Here is a 14,614-nt window from a genome sequence, read left to right as displayed (position 1 = left end):
GCGGTTGAAGCCACCCGAGGGGCGGTCGTCGCGACGGAAGCCACCACCGGAGGGACGGTCACCACCGGAGCGGAAACCACCACCGGACGGGCGGTCACCACCGGAGCGGAAACCACCACCGGAGGGACGGTCACCACCCGAACGGAAGCCACCACCGGACGGACGGTCGCCACCACGGTCGTCACGGTTGAAGCCGCCACGGCCGCCACGGTCACCACCGCGGTCGCCGCTGCGGTCATCGCGACGGAAGCCGCCACGGTCGCCACCGCGGTTGTCGCGACGCTCGAAGTTGCCCCGGTCGTCGCGGCTGGCGCGCTGCTCCTCGCGGCGCTCCTGTGCGGCGATCTCGGCGGCAGCGGCCGCGGCGGCAGCCGCGACCTCGGCCTCGGCGGCCTCGGCCACCTCGGCGACAGCGGCCTCCGGGTCCTCGCCACGCTCACGCGCGGAACGGGCGACCAGGCGGTCGGCCTCCTCGCGCAGCTCGCCGGCACGGCGGGTCAGGCGCTCCAGCTGCTTGGTGAGCTCGGCCACCTCGCGCTCGGCCTGCTTCGCGGCGTTGTTCGCGGAGTCGGCCTGGACCTCGGTCAGCGAACGGGCACCGGTGATCTCGGCGACCTCCGGGTCGAAGGCGCCGACGCCCTGGACGATGTGGCGCGTGGCGTCGACGCCCGCGTCCTCCATCAGGCGGAAGATCTGGCGGCGCTGGTGCGGCAGGGAGAGCGAGACGACTACGCCGGACTTGCCGGCACGGGCGGTACGGCCCGAGCGGTGCAGGTAGTCCTTGTGGTCACCGGCCGGGTCCACGTTCAGCACCAGGTCGATGCCGTCGACGTGGATACCGCGAGCGGCGACGTCGGTGGCGACCAGGGCGTTGACGTAGCCCTTCTTGAAGTCTTCGAGGACACGCGTACGGGCGCCCTGCGTCATGCCGCCGTGCAGTGCGTCGGCCTTGACGCCCGAGTCCTGCAGCTGCTCGGCGATGCGGTCCGCGCCCAGCTGGGTGCGTACGAAGATGATCGTGCGGCCCTTGCGGGCGGCGATGGCGGCCGTGACCGGCGCCTTGTCCTTCGGCTTCACGACGAGGACGTGGTGCGTCATGGTCGTGACGTTGCCCTGGGCGCTGTCGACCTCGTGGGTGACCGGGTTGGTCAGGTAGCGCTTGACCAGGGTGCCGATCTCGTTCTCCATGGTGGCGGAGAAGAGCATGCGCTGGCCGCCGCCGGGGATCTGGTCGAGCAGCTCGGTGACCTCGGGCAGGAAGCCCAGGTCGGCCATCTGGTCGGCCTCGTCGAGGACCGCGACCTGGACGTTCGCCAGGGAGCAGGCGCCGCGGTTGATGATGTCGCGCAGGCGGCCCGGGGTGGCGACGAGGACGTCGACACCGCGCTCCAGAGCGAAGATCTGGTTGCTCATGGAGGTACCGCCGCAGACGACCTTCATCTTCAGGCCGAGCACGTCGCCGTAGGGCTGGAGAGCGTCCGCGACCTGCATCGCGAGCTCACGCGTCGGCGTCAGGATGATGGCGCGGGGCTTCTTCTTCTCGGTGTGGCCGCCGGCCAGCGAGGCCAGGGTCGGCAGACCGAAGGAGAGGGTCTTGCCGGAGCCGGTGCGGCCACGGCCGAGGATGTCCTTGCCGGCCAGGGCGTCCGGGATGGTCGCGGCCTGGATCGGGAAGGGCGCGGTGACGCCGTTCTGGGCGAGCTTGCGCACGATGCCGTCCGGCAGACCGAGGTCCGTGAAGGTGATCGTGGGCTCGGCGTCAGCGTCGGCGTCGGCCGTGTCGTCGTCGAAGTCGGTGGAATCGGCGGAGTCCTCAAGGGACTCGTCGAACTCGTCGGTCGTCACGTCGGCCTCAAGGGCCTCGATGGCCTCGTCGACCACAAGGGTCTCGACAGCGTCGACGGCGTCGACGATCTCGTTCGAGTCGTTCTCGGGCATGACGGCACGGTCAGAACTGGAAATGGACATGCGAAATGCGAAACCTTCCGGAGTCTCGGCACGCGCCCAAACTCCGTGAATCGCAAATCGACCGCCTCAATGCGGTCAGCCACGGCTAGGGAGAGTACGCGCCACACGGCGCTCTTCGGAGTCGGCGCCGGGCAATGGGATCAAACGATCTATAACCATACGCACCCTCCCCCGGGTCTGGCAAGTCGCCCCGACCAGAACGCCCTGACCTGGGACGATGTGCGCGTCCGCGACCCTAGGGCTGCGGTGAGGGCTGGGTGCTGGGCTCCGGCTCCGGGGGTGTCTGACTCGGCGTGGGTTCCGTCACAGGGGGCTGCGGAGTCGGCGGATCGGGGTTCGGGCTGGGCGGCTGCTGGCCGCCGCCGGAGCCCCCCGCACCGCCGGATCCGCCGGACCCTCCGGAACCACCGGACCCGCCCGGCCCACCGGCTCCCCCCGAACCGCCCGCAGGGGGATTCTGGGCTCCCTGGCCGCCCGCTCCACCGCCCGGACCCGCCGACGGCGAGGCCCCCGGCTTGCCGCTCTGCGCCCCCGGGCCGGGCGAGGCTCCGGTCGCGCCGGAGGCCTTGCCGTCCTCGCGCGGTTTGCCGTCCTGGCTCCCCGTACCGTCCTTCGCGCCGTGCCCGTTGCCCTGCACCCCGGAGCCCCGCCCCGAAGCGGAACCCCCGTCCGTCCCGGCGGCTCCTCGGCGGTCCGCCGAGGAGGAGGGCCCGGGCTTCGCGGCGTCCTCCCCGACGCTCATGCAGCCCGCTGTCGCCGCGGCCGCGAGCGCGGCGACAGCCAGTCGGAGGGAAGCGGACAACTGGCGCACGGGGCACCTCCGGAACCTGGGGGTCCACCCGGACGGGCGCCGGGGGATGGGCGATTGACGAGTCCGCATGTGCGGGTCAATGTGCCCAACTCCCTTTGACCCGTAAGAGACACGCCCTCGGCGCACTCCGGCGGCCGGGCTCCGGCGAACAGCCGCCCCGGGCTCAGGCGAACAACTGCCGCGCCACTTGCGACCCGAGGTGGACGGCGCCCAGCCCGACCAGCACCGACGCCGCCACATTGGCCGCCGCGAGGAACTTCCAGCCGCGCTCGGCCAGCCGCAGCGTCTCGTACGAGAAGGTCGAGTACGTGCTCAGCGCCCCGCACAGCCCGGTCCCCAGCAGCAGGTTCAGCCGCGCGGAGGAGGCACCCGCCAGCACCGCGCCGGTCAGCGCGCCCAGCACCAGGCAGGCGGCCGCATTGACCGCGAAGGTGCCCCAGGGGAAGACCGAGTCGTGCCGCGCCTGCACCGCGCGGTCCGCCAGGTAGCGCAGCGGCGCCCCGACGGCAGCGCCCGCCACCACGAACAGCCAGTTCACCGGGCGACCACCCGCCGCGTCACCGCCGCCGCCGCCCACACCGCGCCCACCGCGGCCACCACCGTGAGCCCGGCGTACGCCAGCGCGGTCCCGGCCTCCCCCTCGTCCAGGAGCCGGGAGAAGTCCACGGCGTAGGTGGAGAAGGTGGTGAAGCCGCCGAGCACCCCCACGCCCACGAAGGGCCGCACCAGCGGATGCGCCGACCGGCCGCCCTCACTGATGAGCACCATCAGGACACCGATCAGCGCGCATCCGGCCACATTGATCCCGAAGGTCGCCCACGGGAAGGCCGCGGGCCCGGCCGGCCACAGCAGGGAGATCCCGTACCGCGCCGAGGCCCCGGCCGCGCCGCCCGCCGCCACCGCCGCGAGCACCCGGCCCTGCGGCTCGGCGCGCTGGGCCGGCACGTGGAGATCGACGTCCGGGTCGATCGCCTCGGCGCCCGGTACCGGGCGGGTCATCCGTAGCCCAGGGCGTGCAGCCGGTCGTCGTCGATCCCGAAGTGGTGCGCGATCTCGTGGACCACGGTGACCTCCGTCTCCACGACCACGCTCTCCCGGTCCACACACATCCGCAAGGTGGGATTGCGGTAGATCGTGATCCGGTCCGGCAGCACCCCGGCGTACCACTCGCCGCGGTCCGTCAGCGGCGTCCCCTCGTACAGACCGAGCAGCTCGGGGTCGTCGGCGGGCGGCTCGTCCTCGACGAACACCGCCACGTTGTCCATCAGCCGCGTCAGCTCCGGGGGGATCCGGTCCAGGGCCTCGGCTACCAGCTCTTCGAACTCCTCGCGCGTCATCTCCAGCACCGGGCCATTGTCGCTCCGGGGGAAACCGTTTTGGCGATAGCCGCCCGGATCCCATATGCTTCTCACGTCCCCGACGCGCTGGAAAGCGCCCAGGCGGGCCTTTAGCCCTCATCGTCTAGTGGCCCAGGACGCCGCCCTTTCAAGGCGGTAGCACGGGTTCGAATCCCGTTGGGGGTACGCATTACCGTGTGCAAGACTTGGTTTTGCACACTGCAAGGTCCTGTGGAGCAGTTGGTTAGCTCGCCACCCTGTCAAGGTGGAGGTCGCGGGTTCAAGTCCCGTCAGGATCGCTGAAGCCGGAAACGGTTTCGTCCCCTCGCTCTTCGAGCTGGGGATGCCCCTGGCTGGGTAGCTCAGTTGGTACGAGCGATCGCCTGAAAAGCGATAGGTCGCCGGTTCGACCCCGGCCCCAGCCACCACAAGAAGGCCCCGTCCGGTGGACGGGGCCTTCCGCGTTACTCCGCGGCCTGCGGGGCTTCCTCCCCCTGCGCCGCCGCCGTCTCCGCCTCCGCCGCCCGTGCCCTGCGGCGCCACTGCACCGCGCCGACGGCCGATGCCCCCGCGGCGACCAGTCCGAGCAGCGCCCAGTCCGGGACCGCGTCCGCGACGGACCGCACCCGCTGCTCCACGGCGAAGGAGTCGTCCACGTCCAGCAGCCCCGGGAGGGCGCTCGCCCCGTCGTAGACGAGGAACAGGACGCCAAGAGTGATGAAGAACAGCCCGGACAGCAGCGAGGTGGTGTGCAGCTCGAAACGGCCCACGGTGAAGGCCCGCCCGCGCAGCCAGCGCCGCCGGCCCAGCTCGAACCGCTCCCAGAGCAGGGCCAGCAGGAAGAGCGGTACGGCCATCCCCAGCGCGTAGACCGCCAGCAGCAGGCCCCCGTAGACCGGGCTGCCACTGACCGCCGCCACCGTCAGGACACTGCCCAGGATCGGGCCGGCGCAGAAGCCCGCCAGCCCGTAGACCGCGCCGAGCGCGTACACCGACAGGGCCGTGGTCGGCCGGATCCGGCCCGACAGCTCCGCGATCCGCTTCGAGGCGAAGCCCAGGCCGAGGATCTGCGCGAGTCCGAGCGCGATGATCAGCCAGCCACCCGCCAGGACGAGCTGGTCGCGGTTGCCGTGGAAGAACCGCCCGGCGTACGAACCGGCCGCCCCCAGCGGTACGAGGGTGCTCGCGAGGCCCGCGTAGAAGATCCCGGTGCGCGCCAGCAGCCGCGAGGCGGAGTCGATCGAGTAGGCGAAGAAGGCGGGCAGCAGCAGTGCGCTGCACGGGCTGAGCAGCGCGAGGAGGCCGCCCAGCAGGGCGGCCAGGTATCCGATGTCCGTCACTGCTCCGCCGCCGCCTTCGCCTTGGCGATGGCCGCGGTGAAGGCGTCGAGCGGCTGGGCGCCCGCGATCGGCTGCCCGTTGACGAGGAAGGACGGGGTGGAGGTGACGCCGATGCGGTAGCCCTCCTCCTGGTCCTTGCGCAGGGCCGCCGAGGCCGGCTCCCCGGCCATGTCCTGCTTGAAGCGCTCCAGGTCCGGGACTCCGGCCTGCTGCGCCAGTTCCAGGAGGCGGGGCTCGCCGAAGCCCTTCTCCTTCGCGCCGTCGGCGTACGCGGCCGCGTGGAACTGCGCGAAGCGGTCCTGCTGCCCAGCCGCCCAGGCGGCCTTGGCGGCGGCCTCGGAGTCGGCGCCGAAGATCGGGAAGTTGCGCCACTCGATGCGCAGGGTGCCGTCCTCGACGTACTTCTTGACGAGCGCGGGTTCCGTGTCCCGGGCGAACTTGCCGCAGTAGCCGCACTTGAAGTCGGAGTACTCGATCAGTACGACGGGGGCGTCGGCGCGGCCGAGGGCGAGCTTGTCACCGGATTCGCGGCGGGCGAGTTTCATCAGCTCGGCGTTGGCGTCGGTCCGGGGCGCGGCGGACGAGGAGGCTCCGGCCTGGCCGGAGCCCCGGTCGGCGGGGGCGGTGGCCTGCCAGGAGACGAGGCCGAGGGTGACGGCGGCCACCGCGACCCCGGCGGCGATCAGCAGGGGCGTCAAAGAGGTCTTCGCGCTCTTGGAGGCCTTGGAGGTCTTGGAGGCCTTGGTCGGGGTCGGGGTCGGGGACGGGGACATACGGGTGCTCCAGCGGTAGGGAAGGGAAAGGGACCGGGTCGACCGGTCTCCTCACACCCGCATGACCGACAGCTCCACGGGCCCCGGCGCCGGCCGGTCCGGCCCCCGTACACACACCATCGCGCGCGGGACGGCGAACGGGACCCCGCTCCAGGTGAGCGCCGGCCGGGTCCCCGCGGGCGTGCCGTGTTCGGCGGACGCGGACGCGCGCGCGGGGACGGCGGGGACGTTGTCCGGTGCTCCCGGCGCGGGGTCGCATCGCCGCGTGCCGCCCTCGGCGGCGCGGTCGGCCGCGTGGGCGACGGCGGCCTGGACGGCGGCGGCCCCGGCCACGTGAGCCGACGGCAAGCTCCCGGCACCGGCACCGGCACCGGCATCCGCCCCGGCTCCGGCCCCTGCCCACGCGACGGCGCAGCACAGCACCGCCAGCACTGCGGCGGGCAGACGCCACACGCCGCGGAGCGGGCTGCTGGGCATACGTGGGGCCTCTCACCAACGGCGGACGGGGCAGTCGTCCCGAAATGGTACGGGTCCACCGGCAAATGCGTTCGCCACCCGACGGGACCAGGTGAGATCCTCGACCAGGTATGTCTACTTCCTTCGCCGCCCTGCAGACGCTTCTCGGTGAGATCTCCCTCCGCGACGCGCACCGCCTCGGCCGCCGCCTTGAAGGCGCCCGCCGTATCCGTAAGCCCGAGGCCAAGCAGGCCGTACTCGACGAGATCGCCGCGGAGGCCACGAAGGCCGCCGGGCGTCTGGCCGCGCGCGCCTCGCGGATGCCGGAGGTCACGTATCCCGAGAACCTGCCCGTCAGCCAGAAGAAGGACGTGATCGCCGAGGCGATACGCGACCATCAGGTCGTGATCGTCGCGGGCGAGACCGGCTCCGGCAAGACCACGCAGATCCCCAAGATCTGCATGGAGCTGGGCCGCGGCGTCCGCGGGATGATCGGGCACACGCAGCCCCGCCGGATCGCGGCCCGCACGGTCGCGGAGCGGATCGCCGAGGAGCTGAAGTCCGAGATCGGCCAGACGGTCGGCTGGAAGGTCCGTTTCACCGACCAGGTGGACCAGGACGCGACCTTCGTGAAGCTGATGACGGACGGCATCCTGCTCGCCGAGATCCAGACGGACCGCGAGCTGCGCGCCTACGACACGATCATCATCGACGAGGCCCACGAGCGGTCCTTGAACATCGACTTCCTGCTCGGCTACCTCGCCACGCTGCTGCCCAAGCGTCCCGACCTCAAGGTGATCATCACCTCGGCGACCATCGACCCGCAGCGCTTCTCCCGGCACTTCGGGGACGCCCCGATCGTCGAGGTCAGCGGGCGCACGTATCCGGTGGAGGTCCGCTACCGGCCCCTTCTGGAGGAAGAGGGCGACGACAGCGACAGGGACCAGATCACGGCCATCTGCGAGGCCGTGGACGAACTCCAGTCCGAGGGCCCCGGCGACATCCTGGTCTTCCTCTCCGGCGAGCGCGAGATCCGCGACACGGCGGACGCCCTGAACAAGCGGAACCTGAGATTCACCGAGGTGCTCCCGCTCTACGCGCGCCTCTCGCACGCCGAGCAGCACCGCGTCTTCCAACAGCACACCGGCCGCCGCATCGTCCTCGCGACGAACGTCGCCGAGACCTCCCTGACCGTCCCGGGCATCAAGTACGTGATCGACCCGGGCACCGCCCGGATCTCCCGCTACAGCCACCGCACCAAGGTGCAGCGCCTGCCCATCGAGCGGATCTCGCAGGCCAGCGCCAACCAGCGCAAGGGCCGCTGCGGCCGTACCAGCGACGGCATCTGCATCCGGCTGTACTCCGAGGACGACTTCGACGCCCGTCCCGAGTTCACCGACGCCGAGATCCTGCGGACGAACCTGGCCTCCGTCATTCTCCAGATGACCGCGGCCGGCCTGGGCGAGATCGAGAAGTTCCCCTTCATCGACCCGCCGGACCACCGCAACATCCGCGACGGCGTCCAGCTGCTCCAGGAGCTCGGGGCCCTGGACCCGACGGAGAAGGATCCGAAGAAGCGGCTCACGCCGATGGGCCGCCAGCTCTCCCAGCTCCCGGTGGACCCGCGCCTGGCCCGCATGGTCATCGAGGCCGACAAGAACAACTGCGTCCGCGAGGTCATGGTCATCGCGGCGGCCCTGTCGATCCAGGACCCCCGCGAGCGGCCCTCGGACAAGCAGACGCAGGCCGACCAGAACCACGCCCGCTTCAAGGACGAGACGAGCGACTTCCTCTCGTTCCTGAACATGTGGCGCTACGTCCGCGAGCAGCAGAAGGAGCGCGGCTCCTCCTCCTTCCGCCGGATGTGCAAGCAGGAGTACCTGAACTACCTGCGGATCCGCGAGTGGCAGGACATCTACTCGCAGCTGCGCACGGTCGCCAAGGGCATGGGCATCCACGTCAACGAGGCCGACGCCCCCGAGCAGGTCGTCCACGTCTCGCTGCTGGCCGGTCTGCTCTCGCACATCGGGCTCAAGGACACCGACAAGAACGAGTACCTCGGTGCCCGCGGCGCCAAGTTCGCGATCTTCCCGGGCTCGTCCCTCTTCAAGAAGCAGCCGAAGTTCGTGATGTCGGCCGAGCTCGTGGAGACCTCGCGGCTGTGGGCCCGGGTGAACGCCAAGGTGGAGCCCGAGTGGGTGGAGCCGCTGGCCCAGCACCTGATCAAGCGCACGTACAGCGAGCCGCACTGGGAGAAGGACCAGGCGGCCGTGATGGCGTACGAGAAGGTCACGCTCTACGGCGTACCGATCGTCGCCCAGCGGAAGATCAACTACGGCCGGATCGACCCCGAGGTCTCGCGCGAGCTGTTCATCCGCAACGCGCTGGTCGAGGGCGACTGGCGGACCCACCACAAGTTCTACGCCGACAACCGCAAGCTCCTCACCGAGGTGGAGGAGCTGGAGAACCGGGCCCGGCGCCGCGACATCGTGGTGGACGACGAGACGCTCTTCGACTTCTACGACCAGCGGATCCCCGAGCACGTGGTCTCGGGGGCGCACTTCGACTCGTGGTGGAAGCACAAGAAGCGCGAGGAGCCCGAACTCCTCGACTTCGAGCGCGAGATGCTGCTGACCGAGAAGGCGGTCGGCGTCACGAAGGCCGACTACCCGGACACCTGGCGGCAGGGACAGCTGAAGTTCCGGGTGACCTACCAGTTCGAGCCGGGCGCGGACGCGGACGGTGTGACCGTGCACATCCCGCTGCACGTCCTGAACCAGGTCACCGACGAGGGCTTCGACTGGCAGATCCCGGGTCTGCGGGAAGAGGTCGTCACCGAGCTGATCCGGTCGCTGCCCAAGCCGGTCCGCCGGCATTACGTGCCCGCGCCGAACTTCGCGAGCCGCTTCCTGGACACGGCGGTGCCGTTGCAGGAGCCCCTGCCGGTGACGCTCGCGCGCGAGCTCCAGCGGATGGTCGGGGTGCCGGTCTCCGCCGAGGACTTCGATCTCAGCCGGATCCCGGAGCACCTGAAGGTCACCTTCCGGATCGTCGACGAGCGGCGCAAGAACCTCGCCGAGGACAAGGACCTCGAAGCCCTGCGGCTGCGCCTCAAGCCGAAGGCCCGTCAGGCCCTCTCCAAGGCCGCCGCGGCCACCGCCGAGCGCGCGGGCGGGGAGTCGGTGGAGCGCTCCGGGCTGACCGACTGGACGATCGGCACGCTGACCAAGGTCTTCGAGACGCGCAGGGCCGGCCAGCCGGTGAAGGCGTACCCGGCGCTGGTGGACGCGGGAACGACCGTCTCCGTACGCCTCTTCGACACCGAGGCCGAGCAGCAGCAGGCGATGTGGCTGGGCACCCGGAAGCTGATCCTGCTGAACATCCCGGTGAATCCGGCGAAGTTCGCGTCGGACCACCTGACCAACCAGCAGAAGCTGGCCCTGTCCAGGAACCCGCACGGCTCCATCCAGGCGCTGTTCGACGACTGCGCGACCGCGGCCACCGACAAGCTGATCGCCGACCACGGCGGCCCCGCGTGGGACGAGGCGGGCTTCCGCAAGCTCTACGAGGCGGTCCGCGCCGACCTGGTGGACACGACCGTGCGCACCGTCGGGCAGGTGGAGCAGGTGCTGGCCGCCTGGCAGGCCTGTGAGCGCCGTCTGAAGGCGACGAGCAGTCCGGCACTGGTGGCGAACCTCCTGGACGTCAAGACGCAGCTGGCGGCCCTCATGCCGGCCGGCTTCGTGACGCTGACCGGACTGCGCAGGCTGCCCGACCTCATGCGCTACCTCGTGGCCGTGGACCGGCGGCTCCAGCAGATGCCCACGGGCGTCCAGCGCGACACCACGCGCATGGAGAAGGTCCACGAGATGCAGGACGAGTACGCCTGGTTGCTGGAGCAGCTGCCGAAGGGCCGGCCGGTCCCGTCCTCGGTCACCGAGATCCGCTGGATGATCGAGGAACTGCGGGTCAGCTACTTCGCCCACGCGCTCGGGACGGCGTATCCGATCTCCGACAAGAGGATCGTGAAGGCGGTGGATGCGGCGGCGCCGTGATCGGGTTCGACCTCACCCCCGGAGCTGCTGTACAGTCTGATTCGCAGCCGGGAAATCGGCCGCGAGCAAGGACCTGTGGAGCAGTTGGTTAGCTCGCCACCCTGTCAAGGTGGAGGTCGCGGGTTCAAGTCCCGTCAGGTTCGCAGAAACGTCAGGGCCCGTATCCCTCAGGGGATACGGGCCCTGACGCGTTGGGGCCTCGCCCGCGGGCCCTTCCCGGGCCGCCCGTCCCACGGACGGACCGCCTCGGGCTCGCTGCCGGGTCCGGCGTCGGGGCCGAGCGCTGCCCTGGGGGCGCGTCCGGAGCCCGCCTGAGGCCCTCTGAGCCCTCCTGAGCCCCGTACGCGGCCTTCTCGACGCCCGGGAGGCCGTACCGGCCATCCGCTGCCGAGCGCCGGACCGGAGGACGCGGCGCCGCCGGCCCCGTTCGCGCCGCAGAATCCACCTTTCGCATGAGGCACACTGCGACGCACGTCCCCTTACGGGTGCATTGCCTGTCGTACAAGAGTGATCATCTGTGACGGGAGTCACCGCATGAGTTTTTGAGACTCATACATTTATCGCACTCATACGCTCGCTCGATTTAATATGTGCAATGGCACCCACTCCTTCGATGCCCCACATCAGCGCGATATCGCTCCGACCTGGGCATAAAAAAGATCGCGCTGGACCCGGCGGAGTCCAGCGCGATCGAACGACCATGAGCCCGTTGGGGCGGGTTCAGCCGCATGAAGCATGTGGGTTTCATCGGATTGGGGGACCCGATATAGACCCGTTAAAGCAGGGGTGCTGCGAACCTCAGGCCTCGCTGCGCTGCTGCGGAATTCCCGCAAGCAGTGCGCGAACCTCAGCCTCGCGGTAACGGCGGTGTCCACCCAGGGTGCGGATGGACGTGAGCTTGCCAGCCTTGGCCCAGCGGGTGACCGTCTTCGGGTCCACGCGGAACATCGTGGCAACCTCAGCCGGGGTCAGCAGCGGCTCGGCATCAGGGGTGCGAGCGGTCATGAGCGGCCTCCTCGGGAGAACCGAACCATCTCGGTTCTTTCCTCTAAATTCTGCACCTTGGCCCGCGTTGCCCGAAATGGACATACGCGGGCCGAGTCGGTTATAGGACGAACGGCTTGTCCTCGGCACTACAACTACACCATCCGTCCAGCCTCGACGGCCAAACCGACGGAATTGCCCTCCGAGGTGTTCATCAGCGGCGGAAGCCGATGGACCGTCCCATAACGGACAGTCACCCCACTGTAACGATCAGTCACAGAGCGATCAGGAGCCAACAGACCCCCCGTAGAGCACAATGCCGAGCATTCCGCCTTTACTTGGACGGAAGGAACCCTCCCCGGACTCCTTGTCCTATTTTGGCACGAGGGTAGGGGAAGGGCGCAAGGGTGTAGATAGTGCGGTCCGTCACGCTTGGGCCAATGGCCCGTATCGGGACGTAGGTCCCGGAACAACGGCCCAAATACGGTGATCACTGCCCTGATCAGCCACTTATGGCTGATCGGACGATACGCGGGGGTACGTGCGGGACGCCTAGTTCGCGAAAAGCCTCTCCCGGACCGACCGCCAGCGTTCCGCCAGTTCCCCGTACGCCTCGGCGGCGCCCTCCGCGTCCCCGGCCCGCAGCGCGGCGATCCCCGCCGCCAGGTCCCGGGCCGAGCGGTCGGCCGCCAGCCCGTCCGCCGGCAGGGCGTGCAGCAGCCCTCCGTAGTCCAGCTCGACCATGGAACGCGGGTGAAACTCCTCCAGCCAGCTCCCGACCTCCACCAGCCCGTCGGCCAGCAGCCCGTACCCCTCCGCCTCGCGCAGGGTCCGCAGGCCCCGTGCGAGCCGCCGCCGCGCCTGGACCATCGGCGTCCGGTAGCGCAGCCGCTCGCCCGGCACGTACTCCCGCTCCCCGTCGGACACCAGCACGAACCAGCGCAGCGGCACCTGCCACACGCCCGTACGGATCCACGGGCGCGCGTCCGGGTTCCGCTCGCGCCAGTGTTCGTAGTCCTCGGCCGCCTGCCGCCGCATCGCCGGCGGGAGCGCCGCGTCCAGCACCGGGCGCGGGAACCACTCCACGAGCTCCTGGAGCGCCAGCCAGCCGCGCAGCCTCGTCCGCCACGGGCAGACCAGCAGCACCCCGTCCACCTCAGCCGTGAAGGCGTCCGCGCTCTCGTGCGCCGGGACCGCCACCACCGGCACCCGTACCAAGTCCGCCAGCGACCGGCGCAGTTCGTCCTGGGCGGTCGGCGTCACCCCCCGCCGCGCGTAGTCGGCCCAGTGCGCGCGCTCCGGCTCCGGAAAGGCCGTCAGCGGCTCGTAGACGCGCAGGTAGGAGGCGTACGGGACGACCGGCGCCGAGCACGCGGAGGGCAGCGGGGTATCAGGGGATTCGCTCACGCTCTCGTACTCCCCCGCCCCGCCCGGAGGTACTCCGCACACCGGCCGCCGGCCGGCCCGGGCGGGCGCCCGTACTCCGGGAGGGTTCCGATCCACGGACGGGTGGACCGCGCCCGCCCAACAGGTCTTACTCTGCTCCCAGCACGCCCTCCCCCACCCGCAGGGCGGGCGTCACTCCGCCGCATCTCTCCCATGGGAGTCACCACCGTGACCGAAATGACCGACGGCGTCCTGCACACCCTGTTCCGTACGGAACAGGGAGGCCACGAGCAAGTCGTGCTGTGCCAGGACCGAGCCACTGGCCTGAAGGCCGTCATCGCCATCCACTCCACCGCCCTGGGCCCCGCCCTCGGCGGCACGCGCTTCCACGCGTACGCCTCCGACGAGGAGGCCGTCCTCGACGCGCTGAACCTCTCGCGCGGCATGTCGTACAAGAACGCCCTCGCCGGTCTCGACCTCGGCGGCGGCAAGGCCGTGATCATCGGTGACCCCGAGGTCCTGAAGACCGAAGAACTGCTGCTGGCCTACGGCCGCTTCGTGGACTCCCTCGGCGGCCGCTACGTGACCGCCTGCGACGTCGGCACCTACGTCGCGGACATGGACGTCGTGGCCCGCGAGACCCGCTGGGCGACCGGCCGCTCCCCGGAGAACGGCGGCGCCGGCGACTCCTCGGTGCTCACCGCCTTCGGCGTCTTCCAGGGCATGCGCGCCAGCGCCCAGCACCTGTGGGGCGACCCGACCCTGCGCGGCCGCAAGGTCGCCGTGGCCGGTGTCGGCAAGGTCGGCCACCACCTGGTCGAGCACCTGCTGGAGGACGGCGCCGAGGTCGTGATCACGGACGTGCGGGAAGAGTCCGTACGCCGGATCCTGGAGCAGCACCCGGGCAAGGTCACCGCGGTCCTCGACACGGACGCGCTCATCCGCGTGCCCGGCCTGGACATCTACGCGCCCTGCGCGCTCGGCGGCGCCCTGAACGACGACACCGTGCCCGCCCTGACCGCCAAGATCGTGTGCGGCGCTGCCAACAACCAGCTCGCCCACCCGGGCGTCGAGAAGGACCTCTCCGACCGCGGGATCCTCTACGCGCCGGACTACGTGGTCAACGCGGGCGGCGTGATCCAGGTCGCCGACGAGCTGCGCGGCTTCGACTTCGACCGGTGCAAGGCGAAGGCGTCGGAGATCTTCGACACGACCCTGGCCATATTTGCCCGCGCGAAGGCGGACGGGATCCCGCCGGCCGCCGCGGCCGACCGGATCGCCGAGCAGCGGATGGCGGACGCCCGCGCCCGCCGCGCGGTCTAGGTCTACGAACCTTCGGGGCACCGTGGAGGCGCCCCGCCGGGGCGCGGCGAGACGGAACTCACTGCGCTTCGGCGGGTCGCCCGTCAGGAAAGGGTTAAAATCGCAGCTGACCAGCGAGGACGGGGCGCCTTGTTGGTTCTGCACCGGGGCGCGTCATGCGGTCGGCGTACCGTATGGCCGC

General features: G+C 70.6%; 11 protein-coding genes and 4 tRNA genes. 6 read left to right on the top strand and 9 right to left on the bottom strand.

Annotated elements, in window-relative coordinates; all coding sequences use genetic code 11:
- The 4 genes from ABZX75_RS08185 to ABZX75_RS08170 form a co-directional block, all read right to left on the bottom strand.
- A partial coding sequence (locus ABZX75_RS08185; protein WP_355409059.1) for a DEAD/DEAH box helicase occupies positions 1 to 1,938 on the bottom strand: 1,938 nt, incomplete at its 3' end.
- Between the two features lie 1,004 nt (positions 1,939 to 2,942).
- A complete protein-coding gene (locus ABZX75_RS08180; RefSeq protein WP_355409057.1) occupies positions 2,943 to 3,317 on the bottom strand; it encodes a CrcB family protein in 375 nt (124 codons plus the stop codon).
- Complete coding sequence (locus ABZX75_RS08175) at positions 3,314 to 3,778, bottom strand: CrcB family protein (protein WP_355409055.1); 465 nt, start codon at positions 3,776 to 3,778, stop codon at positions 3,314 to 3,316. The genes ABZX75_RS08180 and ABZX75_RS08175 overlap by 4 nt, the downstream gene beginning before the upstream one ends.
- Positions 3,775 to 4,125, bottom strand: a complete 351-nt coding sequence (locus ABZX75_RS08170; protein WP_355409053.1) for a metallopeptidase family protein — start codon at positions 4,123 to 4,125, stop codon at positions 3,775 to 3,777. The genes ABZX75_RS08175 and ABZX75_RS08170 overlap by 4 nt, the downstream gene beginning before the upstream one ends.
- A 104-nt stretch (positions 4,126 to 4,229) precedes the next feature.
- Here ABZX75_RS08170 and ABZX75_RS08165 point away from each other — a divergent pair.
- The 3 genes from ABZX75_RS08165 to ABZX75_RS08155 all read left to right on the top strand — a co-directional run bounded on the left by ABZX75_RS08165 (position 4,230) and on the right by ABZX75_RS08155 (position 4,544).
- Positions 4,230 to 4,302, top strand: a tRNA-Glu gene (locus ABZX75_RS08165).
- A gap of 39 nt (positions 4,303 to 4,341) precedes the next feature.
- Positions 4,342 to 4,415 (top strand) — tRNA-Asp (locus ABZX75_RS08160).
- Between the two features lie 52 nt (positions 4,416 to 4,467).
- Positions 4,468 to 4,544: transfer RNA gene (locus tag ABZX75_RS08155), tRNA-Phe, on the top strand.
- 36 nt (positions 4,545 to 4,580) lie between these two features.
- Here ABZX75_RS08155 and ABZX75_RS08150 read toward each other — a convergent pair.
- From ABZX75_RS08150 to ABZX75_RS08140, 3 genes are read right to left on the bottom strand one after another with little or no spacing between them, the layout of a single operon-like run.
- The gene (locus tag ABZX75_RS08150; protein ID WP_355409051.1) at positions 4,581 to 5,456 is read right to left on the bottom strand and encodes a cytochrome c biogenesis CcdA family protein; all 876 of its coding nucleotides are present in this window, start codon (positions 5,454 to 5,456) and stop codon (positions 4,581 to 4,583) included.
- The gene (locus tag ABZX75_RS08145) at positions 5,453 to 6,229 is read right to left on the bottom strand and encodes a thioredoxin domain-containing protein (RefSeq protein ID WP_355409050.1); all 777 of its coding nucleotides are present in this window, start codon (positions 6,227 to 6,229) and stop codon (positions 5,453 to 5,455) included. Before ABZX75_RS08145 ends, ABZX75_RS08150 begins: the two co-directional genes overlap by 4 nt.
- A 51-nt stretch (positions 6,230 to 6,280) precedes the next feature.
- Positions 6,281 to 6,706 carry a hypothetical protein gene (locus ABZX75_RS08140; RefSeq protein ID WP_355409048.1) on the bottom strand — a complete coding sequence of 142 codons (426 nt, stop codon included), beginning with the start codon at positions 6,704 to 6,706 and terminating at the stop codon, positions 6,281 to 6,283.
- Between the two features lie 110 nt (positions 6,707 to 6,816).
- Here ABZX75_RS08140 and hrpA point away from each other — a divergent pair, with 110 nt between their 5' ends.
- Together hrpA and ABZX75_RS08130 are read left to right on the top strand one after the other, a co-directional pair.
- Entirely contained in the window at positions 6,817 to 10,740 is a 3,924-nt protein-coding gene (gene hrpA, locus ABZX75_RS08135) for an ATP-dependent RNA helicase HrpA (protein WP_355409046.1), read from the top strand.
- Between the two features lie 69 nt (positions 10,741 to 10,809).
- Positions 10,810 to 10,883: transfer RNA gene (locus ABZX75_RS08130), tRNA-Asp, on the top strand.
- Positions 10,884 to 11,538: 655 nt separating this feature from the next.
- On the opposite strand, the gene bldC is transcribed toward ABZX75_RS08130, so the two are convergent.
- Both bldC and ABZX75_RS08120 read right to left on the bottom strand, forming a co-directional pair.
- Positions 11,539 to 11,745 carry a developmental transcriptional regulator BldC gene (bldC, locus tag ABZX75_RS08125; protein WP_003949541.1) on the bottom strand — a complete coding sequence of 69 codons (207 nt, stop codon included), beginning with the start codon at positions 11,743 to 11,745 and terminating at the stop codon, positions 11,539 to 11,541.
- Positions 11,746 to 12,276: 531 nt separating this feature from the next.
- Positions 12,277 to 13,107 (bottom strand): hypothetical protein, encoded by an 831-nt coding sequence (locus ABZX75_RS08120; protein ID WP_355409104.1) that lies wholly within the window; start codon positions 13,105 to 13,107, stop codon positions 12,277 to 12,279.
- A 231-nt stretch (positions 13,108 to 13,338) separates the two neighbouring features.
- On the opposite strand from ABZX75_RS08120, the gene ABZX75_RS08115 reads away from it, so the two are divergent.
- Entirely contained in the window at positions 13,339 to 14,433 is a 1,095-nt protein-coding gene (locus tag ABZX75_RS08115) for a Glu/Leu/Phe/Val dehydrogenase dimerization domain-containing protein (RefSeq protein WP_355409044.1), read from the top strand.
- Positions 14,434 to 14,614: the final 181 nt, after the last annotated feature.

It is taken from the genome of Streptomyces sp. NPDC003038 (assembly GCF_040611115.1).
In the GTDB taxonomy this organism is placed as follows: Bacteria; Actinomycetota; Actinomycetes; order Streptomycetales; family Streptomycetaceae; genus Streptomyces.
Note: the sequence above shows the minus strand (reverse complement) of the source record. Positions and strands in the feature narration are given on the sequence as shown.